Annotated in this window: 14 protein-coding genes; 13 read left to right on the top strand and 1 reads right to left on the bottom strand. The window is 35.9% G+C overall.

Annotated features, from left to right (window positions below; all coding sequences use genetic code 11):
• Nucleotides 1–4: 4 nt before the first annotated feature.
• Entirely contained in the window at nucleotides 5–988 is a 984-nt protein-coding gene (locus tag ABDJ41_RS09080; protein ID WP_349785634.1) for a GlxA family transcriptional regulator, read from the bottom strand.
• 139 nt (nucleotides 989–1,127) lie between these two features.
• Between ABDJ41_RS09080 and ABDJ41_RS09075 the strand changes: the two genes are divergently transcribed.
• The 13 genes from ABDJ41_RS09075 (at nucleotide 1,128) to ABDJ41_RS09015 (ending at nucleotide 21,608) form a co-directional block, all read left to right on the top strand.
• Nucleotides 1,128–1,574, top strand: coding sequence for an SRPBCC family protein (locus tag ABDJ41_RS09075; protein WP_349785633.1), 447 nt, complete (start codon nucleotides 1,128–1,130; stop codon nucleotides 1,572–1,574).
• A gap of 63 nt (nucleotides 1,575–1,637) precedes the next feature.
• On the top strand, nucleotides 1,638–2,495 hold the full coding sequence (locus ABDJ41_RS09070) for an NAD(P)-dependent oxidoreductase (protein ID WP_349785631.1): 858 nt from the start codon (nucleotides 1,638–1,640) through the stop codon (nucleotides 2,493–2,495).
• 88 nt (nucleotides 2,496–2,583) lie between these two features.
• Nucleotides 2,584–4,785, top strand: coding sequence for a B12-binding domain-containing radical SAM protein (locus ABDJ41_RS09065; protein WP_349785630.1), 2,202 nt, complete (start codon nucleotides 2,584–2,586; stop codon nucleotides 4,783–4,785).
• A gap of 124 nt (nucleotides 4,786–4,909) precedes the next feature.
• A complete protein-coding gene (locus tag ABDJ41_RS09060; RefSeq protein ID WP_349785629.1) occupies nucleotides 4,910–5,527 on the top strand; it encodes an RNA polymerase sigma factor in 618 nt (205 codons plus the stop codon).
• Nucleotides 5,528–5,603: 76 nt separating this feature from the next.
• On the top strand, nucleotides 5,604–6,719 hold the full coding sequence (locus tag ABDJ41_RS09055; protein ID WP_349785628.1) for a FecR domain-containing protein: 1,116 nt from the start codon (nucleotides 5,604–5,606) through the stop codon (nucleotides 6,717–6,719).
• A 210-nt stretch (nucleotides 6,720–6,929) separates the two neighbouring features.
• Nucleotides 6,930–10,223 (top strand): TonB-dependent receptor, encoded by a 3,294-nt coding sequence (locus tag ABDJ41_RS09050; RefSeq protein WP_349785626.1) that lies wholly within the window; start codon nucleotides 6,930–6,932, stop codon nucleotides 10,221–10,223.
• Nucleotides 10,224–10,256: 33 nt separating this feature from the next.
• A complete protein-coding gene (locus ABDJ41_RS09045; RefSeq protein WP_349785624.1) occupies nucleotides 10,257–11,828 on the top strand; it encodes a RagB/SusD family nutrient uptake outer membrane protein in 1,572 nt (523 codons plus the stop codon).
• Between the two features lie 19 nt (nucleotides 11,829–11,847).
• Nucleotides 11,848–12,825, top strand: coding sequence for a phosphodiester glycosidase family protein (locus tag ABDJ41_RS09040; RefSeq protein WP_349785623.1), 978 nt, complete (start codon nucleotides 11,848–11,850; stop codon nucleotides 12,823–12,825).
• Between the two features lie 38 nt (nucleotides 12,826–12,863).
• Nucleotides 12,864–14,171 carry an IPT/TIG domain-containing protein gene (locus ABDJ41_RS09035; protein ID WP_349785622.1) on the top strand — a complete coding sequence of 436 codons (1,308 nt, stop codon included), beginning with the start codon at nucleotides 12,864–12,866 and terminating at the stop codon, nucleotides 14,169–14,171.
• Nucleotides 14,172–14,179: 8 nt separating this feature from the next.
• Nucleotides 14,180–16,018 (top strand): beta-N-acetylhexosaminidase, encoded by a 1,839-nt coding sequence (locus tag ABDJ41_RS09030; RefSeq protein WP_349785621.1) that lies wholly within the window; start codon nucleotides 14,180–14,182, stop codon nucleotides 16,016–16,018.
• A gap of 172 nt (nucleotides 16,019–16,190) precedes the next feature.
• Nucleotides 16,191–16,790, top strand: coding sequence for an RNA polymerase sigma-70 factor (locus ABDJ41_RS09025; protein ID WP_349785620.1), 600 nt, complete (start codon nucleotides 16,191–16,193; stop codon nucleotides 16,788–16,790).
• 90 nt (nucleotides 16,791–16,880) lie between these two features.
• Nucleotides 16,881–18,056, top strand: coding sequence for a FecR family protein (locus tag ABDJ41_RS09020; RefSeq protein ID WP_349785618.1), 1,176 nt, complete (start codon nucleotides 16,881–16,883; stop codon nucleotides 18,054–18,056).
• A 237-nt stretch (nucleotides 18,057–18,293) separates the two neighbouring features.
• Nucleotides 18,294–21,608, top strand: coding sequence for a SusC/RagA family TonB-linked outer membrane protein (locus ABDJ41_RS09015; protein ID WP_349785616.1), 3,315 nt, complete (start codon nucleotides 18,294–18,296; stop codon nucleotides 21,606–21,608).
• Nucleotides 21,609–21,622: the final 14 nt, after the last annotated feature.

Here is a 21,622-nt window from a genome sequence, read left to right as displayed (position 1 = left end):
ATTGTTAAAATGTTGGTGTTTCCTTATTATATTTCTGTTTATATGCTAGTGGCGATAAGCCTGTAATTTTTCTAAAGACTTCTCGAAATGCTTTAATATCTGTATAACCCACAGCATACATAACCTCGGTTATAGTTTTCCGACTGGTTTCAAATGTCTTTTTAGCGGACTCAATTTTTACTCTTTGAGCATATTCAACAGGTGTATTGCCTGTAGCTTTGATAAACCTTCTGTCAAAATTCCGCCTGCCTATAGAAAAGTGAGCTGATAAATGTTCGACAGAGATTTTTTCTTCAATTTTATTTTCAATATAAGCCTGTGCTTGTTTTATCATATCATCATCATGCTTCTTTTGCCCGGTAAAAATGGTAAAGGCAGACTGACTTTGCCTGTCTATTTCAATCTGAAACACTTTTGAGCAAAAGATAGCCGTTTGTCTGTCATAGTACTTTTCTACCAGATAAATCATCAGATTAAGGAAAGAATAAGCTCCCCCGTTGGTATAAATTCCGTTTTCATCAGTGATCAGATGATCAGTATGTAAGTTGACTTTAGGAAATAATGTCCTGAAGCTATCTGCTGCAGCCCAGTGTGTAGAGCAATTTTTCCCATCTAGCAATCCGGTAGAGGCGAGTAAAAATGCTCCGGTGCAAATACTGGCAACTTCAGCTCCTGCTTTATACATTTTACCTATCCAGTTGATCATTAATTGATTCCCTTTTACTGCTTCCTGATAATTATGGTTTAATGAGGGAATGATAATAAGATCAGTTTTCTTTATTGAAGTAATACTGGTATGTGGTTTAATCGAAAATAATCCTTCATACAAATCGACTTTTTTAGAAATACCTGCAAGCTGGATTTTAAATATTTGTTTTCTTCCTGTATTTACCCAGTGTTCGTTGGCTCTGGTAAATATTTTATATGCACCTATAATGCTACTCAGGTTATTCTTTCCATCCGGAACAAGTATAGTAAGATGTTTCATCTCTTCTTTTTAACGAATATAAAAAAAATAGCTGTCCAAATCAACCCGTCATAATGTCTATTTAGCACCCTAAAGCAGATCTTTTTAAGTGTTATCTTTACTTAACAGATTTACTTAACAAAAATTGGAGGAATAAATTATGGCAGATATCTTGCATAGAATTGGAATCAAATCATCATCTATAGATGATGTTTATCGGGCACTGACTACAAGGGAAGGCCTTGCCGGATGGTGGACAAGCAATACCAAAGGAGAAGGCGATAAAGTTGGTAACATTATCGAATTCCGCTTTGGTGCCGGAGGTTTTGATATGAAAGTTACTGATTTGAATATGCCTGATCATGTAGAGTGGACAGTTGTGGCAGGACCAGACGAATGGGTAGGTACAACTATTATTTGGGATTTGAAACAGGATGGTGATTATGTTATTGTGCTTTTCAAGCATCTGAATTGGAAAGAACCTATAGAGTTTATGCATCATTGCAGTACTAAATGGGCGATATTTTTGATGAGTCTTAAATCTCTTTTAGAGACTGGAAGAGGTACTCCTGATCCAAATGATGTCAAGATAGACAACTGGAACTAATATTTGGATAAGCAGGATTTATCGTAACTTGGGGCGTGATTTAAACATTCGCAAGTTACAATTATGAAAACATTAAAGATAGGTTGGGCCGGGTTAGGCAATATGGGTACGCCCATGGCTTTAAATATTCTTAAGGCTGGATACGAACTAACAGTTTATAACCGTAATAAAAACAAGGAACAGGAATTAACAACAGCAGGAGCGATATCCGCTAATAGCCTAAAGGAACTTTCATCACATTGCGATGTTGTATTTACTATGCTTTCGGATGATGGAGCAGTAAAATCTGTTTACGATGAAAATGAAGGTTTGCTTTCAGGAGCAAAACCTGGAATGTTGTTGATAGATATGAGTACTGTTGCTCCAGAAACCTCACGTTTTCTTGCTGCAAAATGTAAAATCAAACAAGTAGCATTTATAGATGCTCCCGTTTCAGGTAGTGTACAACCGGCTAAGGACGGTAAATTGATTATACTGACTGGAGCTGAGATAGCAGATTTTGAAAAGGCTAAACCAATTTTAGGTGCACTGGGTAAGCTAGCTTTGCATTTAGGACCGGTGGGTGCTGGTAGTTCTGCTAAAGTTGCAATCAATTATTTATTAGGTGTCAATATTCAAGCCCTGGCAGAAACAGTGCTTTTTGCTGAACAAAATGGTATTAGTAAGGAAGATATGCTGACAATTATCAATGAAGGTGCTTGTGGAAATGGGATCATTAAATTAAAAACCCCTGCTATATTGGCCGATAATTATCCTCCTGCTTTTGCTTTGAAATATATTGTTAAAGATTTAAAATTGGCAAAAGGGGCCGGACTAAAGTCGCCACTTTCTGAACCCTTATTGAATACATTTGAAGCTGCGGCAGCAGATGGATTAGGGGAAGAAGATCTGATGGCAGTAATTAAGTATTTGAGAAAATAGTATAAGGGAAACAAGGATAAAGTAGGTAATCTTCTTTCGCTAAAATAATTATGGATATTTTTGCAGAGAAATACAATTCTATTCCATTTTGAAAACAGACCTTTTCCTTGTTACTCCTCCCTTTACTCAACTGAATACCCCGTATCCTGCAACCGCATATATCAAAGGTTTTTTGAATACTAAAGGTATTACTTCAACACAAGCTGATTTGGGTATTGAAGTAATTTTGGCTTTGTTTTCAAAGAAAGGTTTGGAAGGTCTTTTTCTACATGCTGAAGCATCATCTGACCAGAAAAAAAGCTTAAATGCAAAGCGGATAATTGCCTTAAAAAACGAGTATATCAAGACAGTTGATGCTGTTATAGCTTTTTTACAAGGTAAAAATCCAACCCTGGCTTTACAGATTTGCCAGGAGGATTTTTTACCTGAAGCATCAAGGTTTGAACAATTGGAAGAACTCGATTGGGCATTTGGTGCAATGGGAACGCAAGATAAGGCTAAGCACCTGGCTACGTTATACCTTGAGGATATTTCAGATTTCATTATTGAATGTATTGATCCCAATTTTGGTTTTAGTCGTTACGCAGAAAGGTTAGGCAGGAGTGCCAACTCTTTCGATGAGCTTTACGAAGTTTTAAATCAGGATTATACCTATATGGATGAAATTCTGATTAAAATTTTAGAGGAAAGGATTGCTGAGATTCAACCTAAATTATTCTTGATTTCTGTTCCCTTTCCAGGGAATCTGTATGCGGCTTTCCGATGTGCGCAATATGTAAAACAACATTACCCTGAAATTAAGATCTCAATGGGCGGTGGTTTCCCCAATACAGAACTTCGTTCTCTTTCTGATCAAAGAGTGTTCGAATTTTTCGATTATATCACCTTAGATGATGGAGAATTGCCTATTGAATTGCTTTACGATGCTATCACAAAAAAGCAGGTATTTAATCTATATAAAAGAACTTTTCTATTAGAGAATGGAACCGTAGTTTATAAAAATGATGCTTTAAGAAGCGATTACAAGCAGCTTGATGTGGGGACACCAGATTATAGCGATTTACAATTGGATCGATACATTTCAGTTATAGAAATCGTAAATCCTATGCACAGAATGTGGAGTGATGGGCGCTGGAATAAACTAACAATGGCACATGGATGTTATTGGGGAAAATGTACATTTTGTGATATTTCTTTGGATTACATTAAGGTTTATGAACCTGTAGCTGCTAAACTTATTGTAGATCGGATTGAAGAGTTAAGCGAAAAGACAGGGCAGAATGGCTTCCACTTTGTGGATGAGGCTGCACCACCAGCTTTGATGCGTGAAGTAGCACTTGAGATTTTAAGAAGGGGTATTTCTGTAACCTGGTGGACTAATATCCGTTTCGAGAAGAGCTTTACCAGAGATTTATGTGTTTTACTTAAGGCGTCGGGTTGTATAGCTGTTTCTGGTGGTTTGGAAGTCGCATCCGATAGGTTATTAAAGCTAATTGAGAAAGGTGTAACGGTTGAACAGGTAGCTCAGGTAACGCGTAATTTTACAGAAGCAGGGGTGATGGTTCATGCTTATCTGATGTATGGTTATCCAACACAGACTGTACAGGAAACTGTTGATAGTCTGGAAATGGTGAGACAGTTGTTTGAAGCAGGTATTTTACAGTCTGGCTTTTGGCATCAGTTTGCAATGACAGCACATAGTCCAGTGGGTATGTATCCAGAAAAGTTTGGTGTAGTCAAAGAAACAGAACAGATCGGGACCTTTGCGAATAATGATATCAATTACATAGATAAGACAGGAATAGATCATGATAAATTTAGCTATGGACTGAAGAAATCACTTTTTAATTTTATGCATGGTATCTGCTTTGATTATAAATTGCAGGACTGGTTTGATTTCAAGATTCCTAAAACAACGATCCCATCGGATTTTATTGATCAGGCTTTAATAGGAGAAAATAGACTTTTAAATACCAAACCGACAGCAAAAATTGTATGGTTAGGAGGGAAACCGGAAATGGAGGTCTTTACCAATTATAAAAAAGGTAAATCTCTGGAAATGGTTAATCTAATATTTCATGATAAAAAGGAAACATTTAGCATTCAGACAAATAAAAATGAAGGAGAATGGTTAATTTCAATCTTACAAAAAATAGCAGTTTCCAATACGCAGGTTTATACTTTTCAAGAGATTAAAGCTGATTTTGAAACTAAAATGGAACTTTTTGAACTGTTCTGGTATTCAAAACCAATTTATAGCTTAAGAGATTTTGGATTGTTGGTTTTATAACTGATTAAGTACAGAATTATAGCATCCAAATATCTGCGTCCTATTACAGATAGATAGACTTTACAATTTATTAATGTTAATTTTCCATTTGAAAACTGCGTTTACAAGGAAATAATATTTATAATTGGAAAAAATCTTATTAACTCTATCTGAGCTAAATATAATGTTGGATTATAGTAACTATAAAGATGAAGAACTGTCAGAATTACTAAAATCTGGAGATGCTAAAGCTTATACTGAGATCTATGAACGTTATAAACGGCAATTATACCTTTTTGCGTATAAAAGACTAGGAAATAGGGAGGAAGTTAGAGATCTTATTCATGAAATATTTCTCTCTTTATGGGTAAATCATGAAAATCTAAGTCTTAAATATACGCTTACAACCTATTTACATTCGGCGGTAAGAAATAAAATACTAGATATTCTTGCTCACAAAAAGGTATCTGTTAAATATATTGAGAGTTTTAACCTATATAAAGAAACAGAACAAGAATTTACAGATCATGGCATCAGACGCAAAGATTTGGAAGCGATAATAGAGAAAGAAATAGAAGCTCTTCCCTATAAAATGCGTCAGGTTTTCAATTTAAGCAGGAGAAGCTTTTATACCAGAAAACAAATAGCCGAAGAACTTGGACTTTCAGAACAAACAGTCAAAAGTCATATGCAACACGCTCTTAAAATTTTGAAATTAAAGCTAGGTTCCATGCTAATATTGGCTTTTCTTTCAAATCTTTAATTTTTTTTATCTTTTTTTTAACCCTTTCACCTTTACCGTCCGACTAACTACTATAAATATCCCAACCAGATATAATATGGACAATAAGGAATTAAATGATTTATTAGATAAATATAGAACGGGAACTTGTACAGAAGAAGAAAGAGATCTTTTAGAAAATTGGATTTCTTCTACAGTTTATCCTGAATATAAGATCTCTGAAGAAGACCTTCAGGAAGATCTATTGGCAATAAGCAAGGAGCTTCCTGGCCTAAAGAAAGAAAAAGTTTTATGGCCTGGAATCCTGACTGCTGCAGCTTCTATTGTCTTAATTATTGGAGCTGGTTTATATTTTTATCTCAAAGAACCTGTTGTACAGCAAAAAAATGCGGTTGTTCCTGTAACAGAGATTGTTCCTGGAAAAAAAACTGCTACATTAACACTTTCTAATGGAAAGAAAATCGTTCTTTCTGATATGCTAAATGGAGAAATAGCAAAGGAGGCCGGTCTTAAGATCTCTAAAACTAAAAATGGACAGATCGTGTATGAAATTGAAGCAAATGACAATGCTTACATATTTAATACACTTTCTACAGCAAAGGGTGAAACTTACCAGGTTCATTTACCTGATGGTACTTTAGTCGCCTTAAACTCAGCCTCAAGTTTAAAGTATGCTACTGCTGCAAATAAGAGTGGGGATCGTGTAGTTGAATTAAATGGTGAGGCTTATTTTGAAGTAAAAAGAGATGGAAAACATCCTTTTATTGTCAAAACAGACAAACAGGAAATCAAGGTATTGGGTACACATTTTAACATTAGTAATTACGATTCAGATCAGGAAGTTAAAACGACTTTGTTAGAAGGGAAGGTAAAGGTCACGGCCAAGAACAGTAATAATTCTGAATTTCTTAACCCGGGACAGCAATCTGTCCTTTCTGCTAAAGGTTTTTATGTCAAGAGCCATGTAGATATAGAGGAAGCTGTAGCATGGAAAAATGGTTATTTTAAGTTTAATGGTAGCCTGGAAGATATTATGCGAAAGGTTACACGCTGGTATGATATTGAGGTGATTTATAAAAAGAAACCAGATCCAAATCTTGCTTTTGGTGCCGAAATATCTATGCAAAGAGATATAACAGCCTTATTAAAGATTATCGAAGAGACTGGAAATGTCCGATTTAAAATTGAAGGAAGGAGGGTTTTCGTTATGTAAATCTTTACAAATCGGCAAATCCTAAAAAAATGCCAGAAGTGGTTCGAAGCACTTCTGGCCATAGGTTCGGGTCTGCTTTCTGACAAAATCAGATTAAAAATTCAATTGTGATAAATCTATAATAAACCCAAACAATTCAAATTTATGAATTTAAAACCATATCTGACGCGTGGTCGAAACCGCCATGCTTTATATAAAATACTGTTGATTATGAAATTGATCATAATTCTTCTTACAACAATGATATTTCAGGTAAGTGCAAATAGCTTTGCTCAAAAAATTACACTGAATAAGAAAAATGTACCCCTAAATCTAATCATTAAGGACATTCGGAAGCAGAGTGGCTATGATTTTATTTATAATCTGAATTTACTTAAACGTGCAAATCCAGTTTCTATAAATGTTCAAAATGCTGACCTTAAAGAAGTGCTGATGCTGTGTTTTGAAAATCAGCCATTCACTTATGTACTGGAAGATAAAGCTGTTATTGTAAAAGAGAAACAAAAGGTAGACCGGGTTAATACAATTTTTAAGGGAATAGACGTATCGGGAAAAGTGTCAGACGAAAAGGGCGGACCGATTCCTGGGGCTACTATTAAAGTTAAAGGAGCAAAGACCACTGCTATAACGGATGTCAACGGACGTTTTACGATTAAAGACATAGAAGAAAATGCGGTTTTGGTGATTTCTTTTATTGGTTTTGAAACTAAAGAAGTAAATGTTGGCACTTTAAAAACTATAGATGTTGTTATGGTAGAGCAGAAATCAGCATTGAATGAAGTGGTGGTGGTTGGCTATGGTACACAGAAAAAATCCAATATAACTGGTGCAGTTTCCATTCTTAATATGTCGGAAAGGGAAAACCAACCTCATACCAATGTTAGTCAGGCGCTACATGGCGTTTCTGGATTATGGGTAAATCAGGCAGGTGGTAAACCAGGTCAGGATGCAGGAACCATTAGAATCAGGGGCGTTGGAACGCTGAACAATAGTAATCCGCTTGTTTTAGTTGATGGTATAGAGTACAATATGAATGATGTAAATCCTGATTTTATAGAAAGCGTAACTGTTTTAAAAGATGCTTCTGCTGCTATTTATGGTTCAAGGGCAGCCAATGGCGTTATTCTAGTAACGACTAAGCAGGGTGCAAAAGGTGTAATGAAAATAGATTATAATTTTTCACAAGGTATTCAAAAAACTACTGCTATGCCGGATGTGGAGTGGGATGCCATTCGCTACATGCAATTAAAAAATCAAGCCTTACGAAATGAAGGTAAAACAGCGATTGATTATAGCGACGCCTTAATTGAAAACTATAAAGCTGGAATGCAGTATGACCCATTGGCATATCCTAGTGTGAACTGGTTTGATGAAGTGCTAAAGGATGGGGATTTACAACAGCATAACTTAAGATTTTCTGGTGGTAACAATACCATAATTTATAATTTGGGATTGGGATACAGCAATCATGATGGGATTTTAATAGACGCAAATAATGCGAAAAGATATACACTGAATTTGAACCTTACAGCAAATGTTACAAATAAGCTAAAGGTAGGTACTAATATCATAGGGAATTATAGAAGGTATACGGAACCTGCACAAGGATCTGATGCAACTAATTATTACTTTAACCGTTTGATGAGAGCATTGCCAATTTATGGAACTTATCTTCCAGATGGACGTTATGCAAACTTAGCTGTGGCAACACCAAGTCGTTCAGGAACAGAAAACTTAATCCAGTATTTAAAAGAAGGGACAGACGTTCATAGACCTGAGCGTATATTAGCAAAGGTGTTTGCTGAATATAAATTACCATTTGATATAAAATATAATGTCAATTTTGCTGTTGATAAGCTTGATGGATATTCTCATAAATTTGAACCTATTCTTGTCGCATATAATCCTTTAACATGGATGCCTAGTTATGCGCAACCCAATGCTAGTGCAGAAAGCTATAATGAACATCTGATTCATACCACTGTATATCAAACTTTAGATTGGGGAAAGAAAATTAAAGATCATAATCTTTCTGCTATGCTTGGACAGAGTTATGAGAATTATGATCGAAGAACGATGACTGCCAGAATAGAAGGCTATTTTGATAATTCATTAACAGATTTGAATGCCGGTTCTTTAAATCCTACAGTTTTAGGAGGTAGTTCAAGAGATATTCTTGCTTCCTATTTTGGGCGCTTAGGGTATGATTACAAAGGGAAATATTTTTTAGATGCCACTTTTAGATATGATGGATCTTCAAGATTCAACAGAGATAACAGATGGGGTTTTTTCCCTGCAGTATCTGTAGGATGGCGCTTAGATCAGGAGGCGTTTTTACAGAAATTAACAAATAAATTCGATCTGTTAAAGTTAAGGGCATCGGTCGGACAGCTGGGTAATCAGCAAACTGTAAGCTTGTATAGCTATATGAATACAGTTACGCTGAATCAGGATTATAACTTTAATGGTAATATCTCTTCCGGAGCTGCTGTAACTTCACAAGGTGATCCTAATATTTCATGGGAAAAAACGACTTCTTATAACATAGGTCTAGATGCCGAATTATGGGGCGGAAAATTAGGTGGTAATTTCGATTTATTCAAACGTAGAACTTCAGGGATATTAAGACCTGTCGGTATTCCAGCTCAGGTGGGGGCACTAACAGGACCTACTATGAATGTTGGAGTTGTTGATAATACTGGATACGAGCTTAATTTGACGCATAGAAATGATATAGGGAAGTTTAACTATTCTGTAGTTGCTGGAATAAGCTTTGTTAAAAACCAGGTGGTTGATTTGAATGGTGAAACGATCATCAGTGGTAGAAGAATCATCAAAGAAGGGTATCCTATAGATTCTTATTATTTACTGGCTTCGGATGGTATTTATCAGTCGATAGAGGAAGTTCATAACAGTGTAACCTTAAGTAATGCGGTTAAGCCTGGTTACGTAAGATACGTAGATCAGAATGATGATAAAAAGATTGATGGAGATGATAGGATCATCACTGGAAGTTCAATTCCTAAATACAATTATAGCTTCGGCTTAAATTTAGGATATAAGGATTTTAGCTTAAATACTTTCTTTCAAGGAGTACAAGGCATAAATATTTTCCCTACAGCAAATCTGGCTTTCCCATTTAATAATGGGGCAGGTGTAACTAAAGAATGGGCAACTGATTCCTGGACACCAGAAAACCCAAATGCAAGTTTGCCAATTTTAACGACTGCAACCGGTGCTACGGAAAATTATCAGAACTCTACTTTCTGGCTTAAGGATGCTTCTTATTTACGTTTAAAGAATATTCAATTAAACTATTCATTTCCTAAAGCTTTAATTTCTAAGCTGTCACTGAGTAAACTCACTGTTTTTGTGAACGGGCAAAACTTATTTACTTTCTCTAAGTACAAAATGTTTGATCCTGAAAAGAATATTGGAAATGATAATATGTATGAATACCCATCGCTAAAAACCTACAGCTTTGGTTTGAGTGCAACATTTTAAGATCAGGTAGTTTGAATTTATAAAAACAAAGAAATGAGAAATTTAATAAACTTAAATATATATATCCTGGTATTGCTAATAGGTTTTTCGTCATGTACAACGAATGATCTGGATATAAAACCAGAGGATCGATATACGGATGAGAATTTTTGGATATCTGAGAAAAATGCAGATGCAGCCTTATCTGGATGTTATGCAGTGCTTAAAAACCAGGGCATGTTTGATGGTGGACAAGCCACTATTTTATTAGAAGAAACAGCTACTCCAAATGCGTACAACTATACAAACAGAATGGGGTATGGAGTAATAGCACAAGGAACACAAACCAATTCTAATGCGGCTATTTTCAATGCGCGTTGGTTTGATAGCTATCGTGGAATAGGACGTTGTAATAATCTATTGGCTAAAATAGAGCCTATCCCTATGGATGTTGGACTTAAAAATAGAATGAAAGCAGAAGCCAAGTTTCTAAGAGCTTTTTATTATTCTATGCTGAGCACTTATTTTGGAGCTGTACCGCTTATTCTAGATCCACCAGATATTGAAAGTCAAAGTAAACTTCCTCGTACTCCAAGAGCAGAGGTGGTACAACAAATCATTAAAGATTTAGATGAAGCTGCAGCTATTTTACCTCCTTTATATACGGGTAACAATATAGGTAGGGCGACTAAAGGTGCAGCATTAGCGCTAAAAGCAAGGGTACTGGTATTTGAAGCAAGTCCATTAAACAATTCCGGAAATGTAAACAATCCGACAGGTGATGTTCAAAAATGGCAGTTGGCAGCAAACGCTTGTAAAGCAGTTATAGATCTGGCACCTGAAGCAGGATATGATTTATTCGGAAACTATAGACAGTTATTTCTTCCAGCCAATGAAAATAGTAAGGAATGTGTTTTTGATGTGCAGTTTAAAGCTCCGGAGCAAGGAAGTTCTTTTGACGTAGAAAATCGTCAGTGGAATGATAATGCACCATTACAAGATTTAATTGATGCTTATGAAATGCAACCAGGATTTACTTATAACCCTGCGCAGCCATATGCTAACAGAGACCCTAGGATGTATCAAACTCTTGTATTTCCAGGGGATACTTATATGGGAGCAGTTACCACCCATTCTTCTCCTTTTAAAAATACAGGATATGGAGTGAAAAAATATAGTATTTATGATACAGAAGCGAATAGTAATATTCTGAATGAAGGACGCTCTGAAACCAACTATATGATTATTCGTTATGCCGATGTATTGTTAATGTATGCTGAAGCCATGAATGAAGCTCTTGCAGCTCCTGGTGATGATATGAATACGACAAATATTTACAGTGCTGTAAATAAGGTTCGTCAAAGGGCTGGCATGTCTGCAATCCCTACTGGTAGAACTAAGGATCAGATGAGGGAAATCATAAGAAAAGAAAGAAGAATTGAGTTTGCCTGTGAAGGGATGTATTATAATGATATCAGAAGATGGAGGACCGCAGAAATAGTAATGAACGGACTGATCTATAATAGTACTGGTCTACCTATTTTAAGAAGGACCTTTAATGCGGCAAAAAATTACTGGTGGCTAATCCCATTGGCACAGTTAGATCTTAATCCAAATCTGAGATAGTGTTATTAATAAGATATATATGAAAAAGTTTAGAATTAAAGTTTTAAAACAAGTTAGCTGGATCCTATTTCTGGTTTTTATAACCAGTTGTGGCAAGAGTGAAATTCCTGTAGAAAAGAAACCTGTTACCCCACCCATAGAGGTGCCAGATCCGGACCTGGGGAATTATACATCGCTGACTAAAAAGTTAGTAGAGACCAAGACTTTGATCTCTACCGTAATTACTGATGTTACTTTTGTAGTTACGCCTGGTGTAGAAGAAACAGATATACGTTATGCCAATAAAGAGGGTAAGGCTATGCAATTATTTATTCTGAAGATAGACTTAAACAATCCCAACCTGAGCATGGAAGTGGGAACTCCTTTTAATAAACCAGAATTTAGTAAACAAACTGTTTTAAATATGGCAAAGGGAGTAGATGCCGCCGGGCATAAAATTGTTGCAGGGATAAATGGTGATTTCTATAATACAACTACACTTATTCCGGTCGGAATTTTACATAAAAACTCGCAGGTGATTAAAAATACTTTTAGTGATAATACTTCGGTTCCACAGCAGGGATTGAGCTTCTTTGCGATCTTAAATGATGGGAAACCATACATCGGATATAAGAGTGATTATAGTACCATAAGTCCACAAATTAAGCAGGCTACTGGCGGTGGAATTGTATTCCTGAAAGATGGTAAAGTGATTACGCAAAGTATACTTAATATAGACCCACGTACTGCAATTGGGTATACAGCCGATGGATTCGTTTATATAATTGTTGCTGATGGAAGAAACCCTGCATATTCTAACGGACTTACTTATGCAGAGATGTCGACCATGATGAAAGCTTTTGATGTGAAAGATGCACTGAATCTTGATGGAGGTGGTTCTTCTACATTTATGATCAGAAACCCTGCATCAACTTCTATGGAAGTTCGAAACTCACCTTCTGATGGGACGCAAAGAGAGGTGTCGAATGCATGGTTGGTAGTTTCAAAAAGTCTATAACAATTTTGTATAAGGTGTTTGATTTTAAAAGATATAAAATGAAAAGGATTATCATATTATTATTTGTGGCCAGTTTTATTCTGAGCTGCAAAGGAGAAAAGGAGCATGATCTTTGGGCTCCGCCAGAGCCTGCTATTGTAAGTATACAGCCTGATAGAGGATCGGAAGAAACAATAGTAACCATTAGTGGCCGCCGTTTTAGTGGTTCAATAGCAGAAAATAAAGTAACAATTAATGGTGTAGAAGCTGTCGTGTTAGAAGCTGCCGACAATTTGTTAAAAATAATTGTTCCAAAAGATGCAGGTACAGGTGAGATAAAGGTCACTGTAAATGGACATACCAGCAAGGGACCTGTATTTAATTATATGGAAAGAACTTACGAATACGTGGTAAGCACTTTTGCCGGTAGTACTTCCGGATTTGTAAACGGAGTTGGTACTGGTGCTAAATTTACAAACCCGGGCGGAATTGCAATAGACAATTTTGGAAACATCATTGTATGCGATAGAACGAACCACAGCATTAGAAGAATTACACCTGCAGGGGTTGTTACTACACTTGCCGGTAATGGAACAGCAGCTTTTGCAGACGGCTCTCCGGGACAGTTTAAATTTCCGTGGCAATGTGCTCTTGATGGACAGGGAAATATTATTGTTGCAGATAAAGACAATGATCGAATTAGAAAAGTTACACCTGCTGGTGTAGTGAGTACTATTGCAGGAAATGGTACAAGAGGTTATGCAGAAGGAACCCCAGGTAATTTTACAAATCCGATGGGAATCGCTGTTGACCCTTCTGGTAATGTGTATGTTGCCGATCGTGAAAATAATAGGGTTAGGAAAGTGAGCACTATGGGAGTGGTCAGTACTTTTGCTGGAGATGGAACGCCTGCAATTTTGAATAAGCCAGTTGCATTAGCAATGGATAAAGATGGAAACTTGTTTGTGTCTGATTTTGCTAATTATAAAATTAAGAAAATTACCCCCGAAGGAGTGATTAGTACTATTGCTGGTACAGGAATAAAGGGATATACTGATGGTACACCAGGTAAACCTTTAACTGCACAGTTAGGAGATGTTTTCGGATTGACAGTTGATAAAAAGGGCAATATCATTTTTGCCGATGCATCAAATGCCAGAATACGTATGATTACTCCAGCTGCTGATGGTAGTTATGATGCTGCAAATATTATTACAATAGCAGGTACGGGAACGGTTGGAAAAATAGATGGAGTAGGTACAATAGCCACATTTAATAATCCTTATGATGTAGCTGTTGATGCTCAAGGGGGGATTTATGTAGCAGAAGCTTCAAATCATTTAATCAGGAAAATTACCTATAAATAATGTTAAAAATGACATATAAAATATTAAGTATTTTTGCTTTATCATTTATCTGGTTGAGTGGATTTGCTCAGCAACAAGATTCTTCGATAAACATTATTCCCGCTCCAGTAAAGCTGATAAAGCATCAAGGGAGTCTGTCTCTTAAAAACATAAAAGTTAGTGTAAATGGTTTTGTTAAATCTCCGACTCAGCTTGTAACTTTTGCAGAAGGAGTTGTGAATTCGAAACCAAATAAATCTAATTCTACCGCTAAAGTCGGTCAGAAACTTGCACTTATTTTAGATAAGAAAATTAAATTACCGGAGGAAGGTTATCAGTTATCCGTAAGTAAATCTGGAATTGCGATTAAAGCGAATACAGAAAAGGGATTGTTCTATGGTTTACAAACTTTATCGCAACTGGTAGCTCTTGGTTCAACACAAGATATACCTTATTTAGAAATAGAAGATTATCCGAGATATGCTTATAGAGGAGCATTATTAGATGTTGGGAGATATATGTTTCCTGTAGCATTTATTAAAAACTATATAGACCTGCTGGCTAAGTATAAGCTAAATACCTTTCATTGGCATTTAACTGAAGATCAGGGCTGGCGTATTGAGATTAAAAAATACCCTAAATTAACTAGTGTTGGAAGTTACAGAGATCAGACCCTGATTGGTCACCTGCGTAAAGCACCACTACTATTTGATGAAACCAGGTATGGTGGATTTTATACTCAGGAAGAAGTTAAGGATGTGGTAGCTTATGCTACCGCTAAATATATTACTGTCATACCCGAAATAGAAATGCCGGGACATTCATTAGGCGCGCTTACGGCTTATCCTGAATTAGGATGTGGACACAATCCTGGTCCGTACAAAGTTGCCCAGAAATGGGGGGTGTTTGAAGATATTTACTGTGCAGGAAAGGACAATACCTTTAATTTTATACAAGATGTGTTAGATGAGGTGATGACGCTATTTCCTTCTAAATATATTCACATAGGCGGAGATGAGAGCCCCAAGGCAAAGTGGAAAACCTGTGAGTTTTGTCAAAAGAGAATAAAAGACGAAAAGCTGAAAGATGAACATGAATTGCAATCTTATTTCATCCAAAGAATAGAAAAATACCTGAATAAAAAAGGTAGGCAAATTATTGGCTGGGATGAAATTTTAGAAGGAGGCCTGGCGCCAAATGCAACGGTAATGAGTTGGAGAGGAACTAAAGGTGGTATTGCTGCAGCCCAACAAAATCATAAAGTAATTATGAGCCCTTACTCTCATTTATATTTAGATTACACACCAAGTAAATCAAAAGAAGAGCCGATAACTATTGGAGGATATCATCCAATAGAGAAAATTTATGCTTATGATCCCACACCGAAAGAATTGGATGCATCACAGCATAAATATATTTGGGGTGTACAGGGAAATGTATGGACGGAATATATGAGTACACCTGAAAAGGTTTTATACATGACATTGCCGAAATTATTTGCCCTATCTGAAATTGCATGGACACCATTGGTTAAAAAAAATTGGAAGGATTTTTCCGAAAATAGATTGCCGCATCATTTGGAAGATCTGGATCGTAAGGGAACGATTTACAGAGTTCCAGAACCAATAGGGGCAAAGGATACAACAATTGTCTCCAATCAGTATACTTTGAATTATAAGTCGCCGGTTAAAGGAGCTAAAATCTATTATACGATCAATGGATACACTCCATACGAAATGGATAACCTATATAGTAAGCCATTAACTATAAATATTCCTGTAGGTGAAGAAAGAGTAGTAAAGAGTGTAGTAATTACTCCAGCGGGACGTAGAAGTGTTGTGGTAACAACATTATTAAAAAATAAGTAATCAAATTGATTAAAGGTTCGAAGGCCCTGGAGAAATCCAGGGCTTTTCGTGTTTAAGAACTCTCATAGTCATATCAGGAAATCGTTAATTTTTTTGGCATTCCATATTAAATAATTGTGAAAGTTGTTTTTAATATTGACTTTTGATATTGCAACTGAATCGGCAATAAACTATGGCAGTCAGACCCTTGGAAAATGAAACGTATATTTTAACAAAAGTGGCGGAAGGAGATGAACAGGCATTTGCTATATTATTTCGTTGGTATTCAAAACCCCTTGCTGAGTTTGTATTTAAGATAACCAACTCCATTGATGATACGGAAGAAATAATTCAGGATTCGTTCATTAAGATCTGGCTAAGAAGAGATACATTAAACAGTATTAACAACTTTAGTGGTTACCTGTATATTCTTTGTAGAAATGCAGCTTTGTTGTCGCTTAAAAAGCTGGCGACTAAAACTGTTGCTCATGCTGCATTTGAAAAGGACATTTTAAATGAATTAGAGTTAGAAGATTTGGATAATCCTATTGATGAATACCGGAATCTGATTCAACTGGCTGTTGAAAAATTACCGGGGCAACAGCAGAAGATTTATAAAATGAGTCGCTACGAAAGATTAAAACATGATGAAATTGCAAAAACCTTGAATTTATCTCCAGAGACAGTGAAAAAACACATTCAGTTAGCTGTTCAGTTTATTAAAAAGGATGTTAGTGGACGTATTGATCTTGGCGTTGTTCTGGTTTTAACCAACTTTATGATCTTTAAATAAAAATATTTTAATTTCATTACCCCTCTTTTTCAATTTTTAACTCTTTAATATAAATGCATTCAATTTTTAATAAGCATTTGCACCGAATTTATGCAGGATCAAAGATTTAGCTATTTATTTGAACAACATTTTAATCGTAAAGCGAGTGGGGATGAAGTTGCCGAATTAATGGAGCTCATCAATTCAGGTCATTTTAATTTGCAGTTAGAACAATTCATAGATCAATACTATGAAGAGTTTGAGCCTAATAAAAGTCCGCTTACTATATTACAAGAAGATAAAATACTCAATGCCGTTTTAACTTTCAGCCCTCCAATTAAGGAGACAAAAATACATCGGTTTAAAATCATTCGTAAAATAGTAGCAATTGCTGCTACTATTTTTGTTTGCTTAGGAATAGGTTTTTATTTCTATGACCAAAACAATTATAAGAAAGAGCAAGAGTTAGCAGCAGATTTAATTGGCCCCGGATCTAACAAAGCACGCTTAGTTTTAGCCAATGGAAAAGTTATTCTTTTAGATACATTGAAAAATGGAGCACAGAATTTAGAGGAAGGTGTTCAGATTACGAAAACTGAGGACGGGCAATTAATTTATAAGATTACTGGAAATGATGGGAATGCTGATCACATGAACAGTATTGAAACGCCGAAAGGAGGTCAGTATCAGGTCCGTCTTCCAGATGGTACTAAGGTTTGGTTGAACGCAGCATCAACTTTAAAATATTCAAGCACACTTAAGGGAGTTAATAGGGAGGTTGTTTTAGTTGGTGAGGCTTATTTTGAAGTTGTAAAAAATAAAAATAAACCTTTTATTGTGCGAACAGGAAGTCAGTCCGTAGAAGTATTGGGTACCCACTTTAATATCAATGCTTATCCTGATGAAAAAACGCAGGTTACTACCTTGTTGGAAGGATTAGTAAAATCAAATGCCAAAGGGCATGAACTATTGTTAAAACCAGGTCAACAATCTATCCTAAATCTGAAAAATGAGACTTTAATTATGTCTGATGCTGATACGGAAACAGTGATGGCCTGGAAAAACGGGGATTTCATTTTTAAGGATGAGGATTTAGCTAGTGTAATGAGAAAAGTAGCACGATGGTATGATGTAGATGTAGTTTTTCAAGGTGTTGATCCGGAATCTATAAAATTAGGCGGATGGGTATCACGTGCTAAAAATATTTCCGCAGTGATTAAAATTATAGAACCAATAGCAGATATTAAAATTAAAATAGATGGAAGGAGGATTACTGTGATGAAGTAACTCTACTTTTTACACAGGGATTCTAAATAATTCAGGAGTGCTACGAACACTCCTGATTGATGGATCATCCCTGCTTACTTATTTATGCGAACAACTAAACCGATAACCCAACAATTCAAATTTATGAAATTTTGTGACAATTTCTCCTGTGGTATACATGGCCATTTGGAGAAGCTCAAGGATAGGGGCAATTTATTTTCAAAATGGCCTGATCCACATTTAAAGCGAATAATTATTATGCGCATAAAACTTGTTTTCCTAATAGCATTCACCACAATGTTACAGGTTAGTGCCAGCAGCTTTGGCCAAAAAATAAACATCAACCAAGCTAATATTACTTTGGAAAAAGCTTTAAAACTTATTCGTCAGCAAAGCGGATATGATGCTTTGTTTGATGCAAAGCTGATTCAAAAGTCAGGTAGTTTAAATCTTACTCTTAAGAACGCCAGTATTGATGAGGCACTTAAACAATGTTTAACCGGTACCAATCTTTCTTATACTATTGAAGAAAATACCATTCTGATTAAAGAGAGGTCATTTGTTGAAGAATTGAAACAAAGAATTACGGATCAGTTTGTTGAAAATAAGGTCGGCGGATTTGTTTACGACAAAAACAGCATTCCTTTAATTGGAGCTACCGTAATGGTAAAACGTACAAAGAAAGCTGTTTATAGCAATAATAAAGGCTATTTTTTCATTTCCGAGGTGTTACCGACAGATTCATTAGTTTTTAGTTATATAGGTTATGTTCCTCAAACTGTTGTGGTAGGGAGAGAAAGAACTTTTCTGATTACATTAAAAGAATCAACCAATTCTTTGGATGCAGTAATGGTACAGGGATACGGAAAGACAACCCAGCGATTGGCTACGGGTAATATTAGCAGGGTTACTGCTGCTGATATAGAAAAGCAGTTAATTGCGAATCCGATAATGGCTTTACAAGGCGCTGTAGCAGGTTTGGAGATTAAGCAGATCTCTGGCAGTGATTCTGACATGCAAAAGGTAGAAATCAGGGGCAGAAAATCTATCAATTCTAATTTTGGTTCTGAACCTTTATATGTGATAGACGGAGTGCCTTTAACAGTATTAGGAAAAACTAATGGAATTTCGACAAACAGGCAAACATCTATTTCTAGTGGTTTTGATCTGTTTAATGGTAGCCATCAAACGGGAATAAATCCATTATATAGTTTAAATCCTAACGAGATAGAGTCTATCGAGGTGTTAAAGGATGCTGATGCAACAGCCATTTACGGAAGTAGGGCAGGTAATGGAGTGATCCTGATTACCACTAAAAAAGGGAAGCCTGGTAAATCCACTTTTAGCGTAAATGCTAAGCAGGGAGTAAAGGTGGTAGCTGATCGTTGGGAAATGACTAATACAGCGCAATATTTAGACTATAGACGAGCTGCGTTTAAAAATGATGGTATTACGCCTACTGTTAACAATGCTAAAGAACTTATGGTATATGATCAAAACCGGTATACAGATTGGCAGGAATATGCCTGGGGTAATAAAGGTAAATGGACTAATTTTGATGCAAGTTTGTCTGGAGGAGATGCTCAAACCACTTTCAGATTAAGTTCTGCTATAAATCGTACAACAGATGTTTCGCAGATCAGTGGTGTAAATCAAAGAATTTCTGCAGGATCAAACATTAGTCATCGAGCTTTAAATCAGCGTTTATCAATAGATTTTTCTGCGAACTATTCGGCAACAGAAAACAATGCAATGTCAATCACACCGAGTATAGCATTTTTGGCCCCCAATTCACCTGCTGTATTTAATGATAGTGGAAATTTGAATTTCGATGCCTGGCAAACTAATATGAACGATTTTGCAGCTTTTGAAAAATCAACTAAAGTAAATTCAAACTTTTTGAATACCAGTTTGAATATCAATTTTAATGTGACAGATAATTTATCGATTAAATTAAATGCCGGGTATAATAATTCTATTTCAGACTTTAATTCCAGAAGTCCACTTAGTGCAGTGAACATGACATTGAATCCTCAGGCAATACCTAGCGCCGTGAACAGTATAAGCAGGATTAATAACCTTATTGTAGAACCTCAATTGGAGTACAAGGCGATTATTGGTAAAGGTAGATTCTCAGCTTTACTTGGAGGAACTTATCAGGATAACTCAACAAAAGGATTGAATATTAGTTCTGAAGGATATGTGTCTGATGATCAAATGGAAAGTGTAAATAATGCAAAGGTTTTTCGGATTACTGAGCTGCAAAGATTATATAGGTACTTAGGAGTTTTTGCCCGGTTAAATTACAATTGGGAAAACAAGTATATTTTAAATTTAAATGGCAGACGTGATGGCAGCAGTCGCTTTGGTCCAGCTAACCGTTTCGGTAATTTTGGATCAGTCGGTGCTGCATGGATTGCAACAGAAGAATCATGGTTAAGAAAAAAATTACCAAAAGTGATCAGCTTTGCCAAATTAAGAGCGAGTTACGGTGTAACGGGGTCTGATGGTGTGGGTGACTATCAATATATATCTCAATGGGCTAGAAAATCGAATGGCAGTGAAATGGATCTATATGATGGTGTTGCTCCGCTTTTACCACAAATTCAACCGAATGAAGATTTTCATTGGCAACAAAATGAAATGTTAGATTTAGCTTTAGAACTGGCTTTCTTTAAGGATGCAATTAATTTAGGCGTTACTTATTATAGCAATTATACCGATAATCAGCTGACGAATTTTCCGATAGCAAATTTTACAGGATTTTCATCTGTAACACTTAATTCGCCAGCACAAGTGCGCAATAGTGGTGTTGAGTTAAATTTCTCTGCAAAGTTGGTTCAGACTAAAAATATTTCATGGAATATGGGTTTGAATCTGAGTAAGAATAAAAATATATTGGTAGGTTATCCTAATATTGAAGACTCACCATACTATGTGCATTACAGGATTGGAAGTTCATTAAACAATATTTATACTTTTAAGTATACTGGTTTAGACCCACAAACGGGAGAATACACTTTTCTTGATTATAATGGCGATGGAAAGATTAACACTGATGTTTCTGTTCCAGCTGGAACCGGAGCTGATGATCGGTTTGTTGAAATAAATACTTCCCCTGAGCTTACCGGAGGAATGTCGCATAGTTTCAGATATAAAAATTTCGGCTTGAGTCTGAATTTTAATTACGTTAAGCAACTTGGGAAATATGTGAATGATTTTAATAATGGTAATATCAGTTTATATAAGTACGAAAATACCTGGCGTAATCCTGGAGACAATGCGGTTTTCTCTAAGTTTACTACACAAAATAAACTTTCAAATGGTCAGTATTCGCTGTCTGACGGAGAGTATTCCAGAGCCGACTTTTTACGTCTTAGTGCTGCACAGTTTAGTTATGCTATTCACGGTAACGTACTTAAATCTATAGGAATAAGTTCACTATCACTTAATGTAACTGCTCAAAATCTATTTGTGATTACTAATTATCAGGGATTGGATCCTGAAACACAGATTTTCGGTGGGGTTCCGATTTCAAGAGTCATAACTATGGGTTTAAATTGTTCTTTCTAACTTATAATGATACA

Source organism: Pedobacter sp. ASV1-7 (genome assembly GCF_040203335.1).
Classification (GTDB): domain Bacteria; phylum Bacteroidota; class Bacteroidia; order Sphingobacteriales; family Sphingobacteriaceae; genus Pedobacter.
Note: the sequence above shows the minus strand (reverse complement) of the source record. Positions and strands in the feature narration are given on the sequence as shown.

Excerpts from the sequence above, each read along its gene's own strand:
- ABDJ41_RS09080 (WP_349785634.1), bottom strand. The coding sequence starts at position 988 with ATGAAACATCTTACTATACTTGTTCCGGATGGAAAGAATAACCTGAGT.
- ABDJ41_RS09075 (WP_349785633.1), top strand. The coding sequence starts at position 1,128 with ATGGCAGATATCTTGCATAGAATTGGAATCAAATCATCATCTATAGAT.
- ABDJ41_RS09070 (WP_349785631.1), top strand. The coding sequence starts at position 1,638 with ATGAAAACATTAAAGATAGGTTGGGCCGGGTTAGGCAATATGGGTACG.
- ABDJ41_RS09055 (WP_349785628.1), top strand. The coding sequence starts at position 5,604 with ATGGACAATAAGGAATTAAATGATTTATTAGATAAATATAGAACGGGA.
- ABDJ41_RS09050 (WP_349785626.1), top strand. The coding sequence starts at position 6,930 with ATGAAATTGATCATAATTCTTCTTACAACAATGATATTTCAGGTAAGT.
- ABDJ41_RS09045 (WP_349785624.1), top strand. The coding sequence starts at position 10,257 with ATGAGAAATTTAATAAACTTAAATATATATATCCTGGTATTGCTAATA.
- ABDJ41_RS09040 (WP_349785623.1), top strand. The coding sequence starts at position 11,848 with ATGAAAAAGTTTAGAATTAAAGTTTTAAAACAAGTTAGCTGGATCCTA.
- ABDJ41_RS09035 (WP_349785622.1), top strand. The coding sequence starts at position 12,864 with ATGAAAAGGATTATCATATTATTATTTGTGGCCAGTTTTATTCTGAGC.
- ABDJ41_RS09030 (WP_349785621.1), top strand. The coding sequence starts at position 14,180 with ATGACATATAAAATATTAAGTATTTTTGCTTTATCATTTATCTGGTTG.
- ABDJ41_RS09025 (WP_349785620.1), top strand. The coding sequence starts at position 16,191 with ATGGCAGTCAGACCCTTGGAAAATGAAACGTATATTTTAACAAAAGTG.
- ABDJ41_RS09020 (WP_349785618.1), top strand. The coding sequence starts at position 16,881 with ATGCAGGATCAAAGATTTAGCTATTTATTTGAACAACATTTTAATCGT.
- ABDJ41_RS09015 (WP_349785616.1), top strand. The coding sequence starts at position 18,294 with ATGCGCATAAAACTTGTTTTCCTAATAGCATTCACCACAATGTTACAG.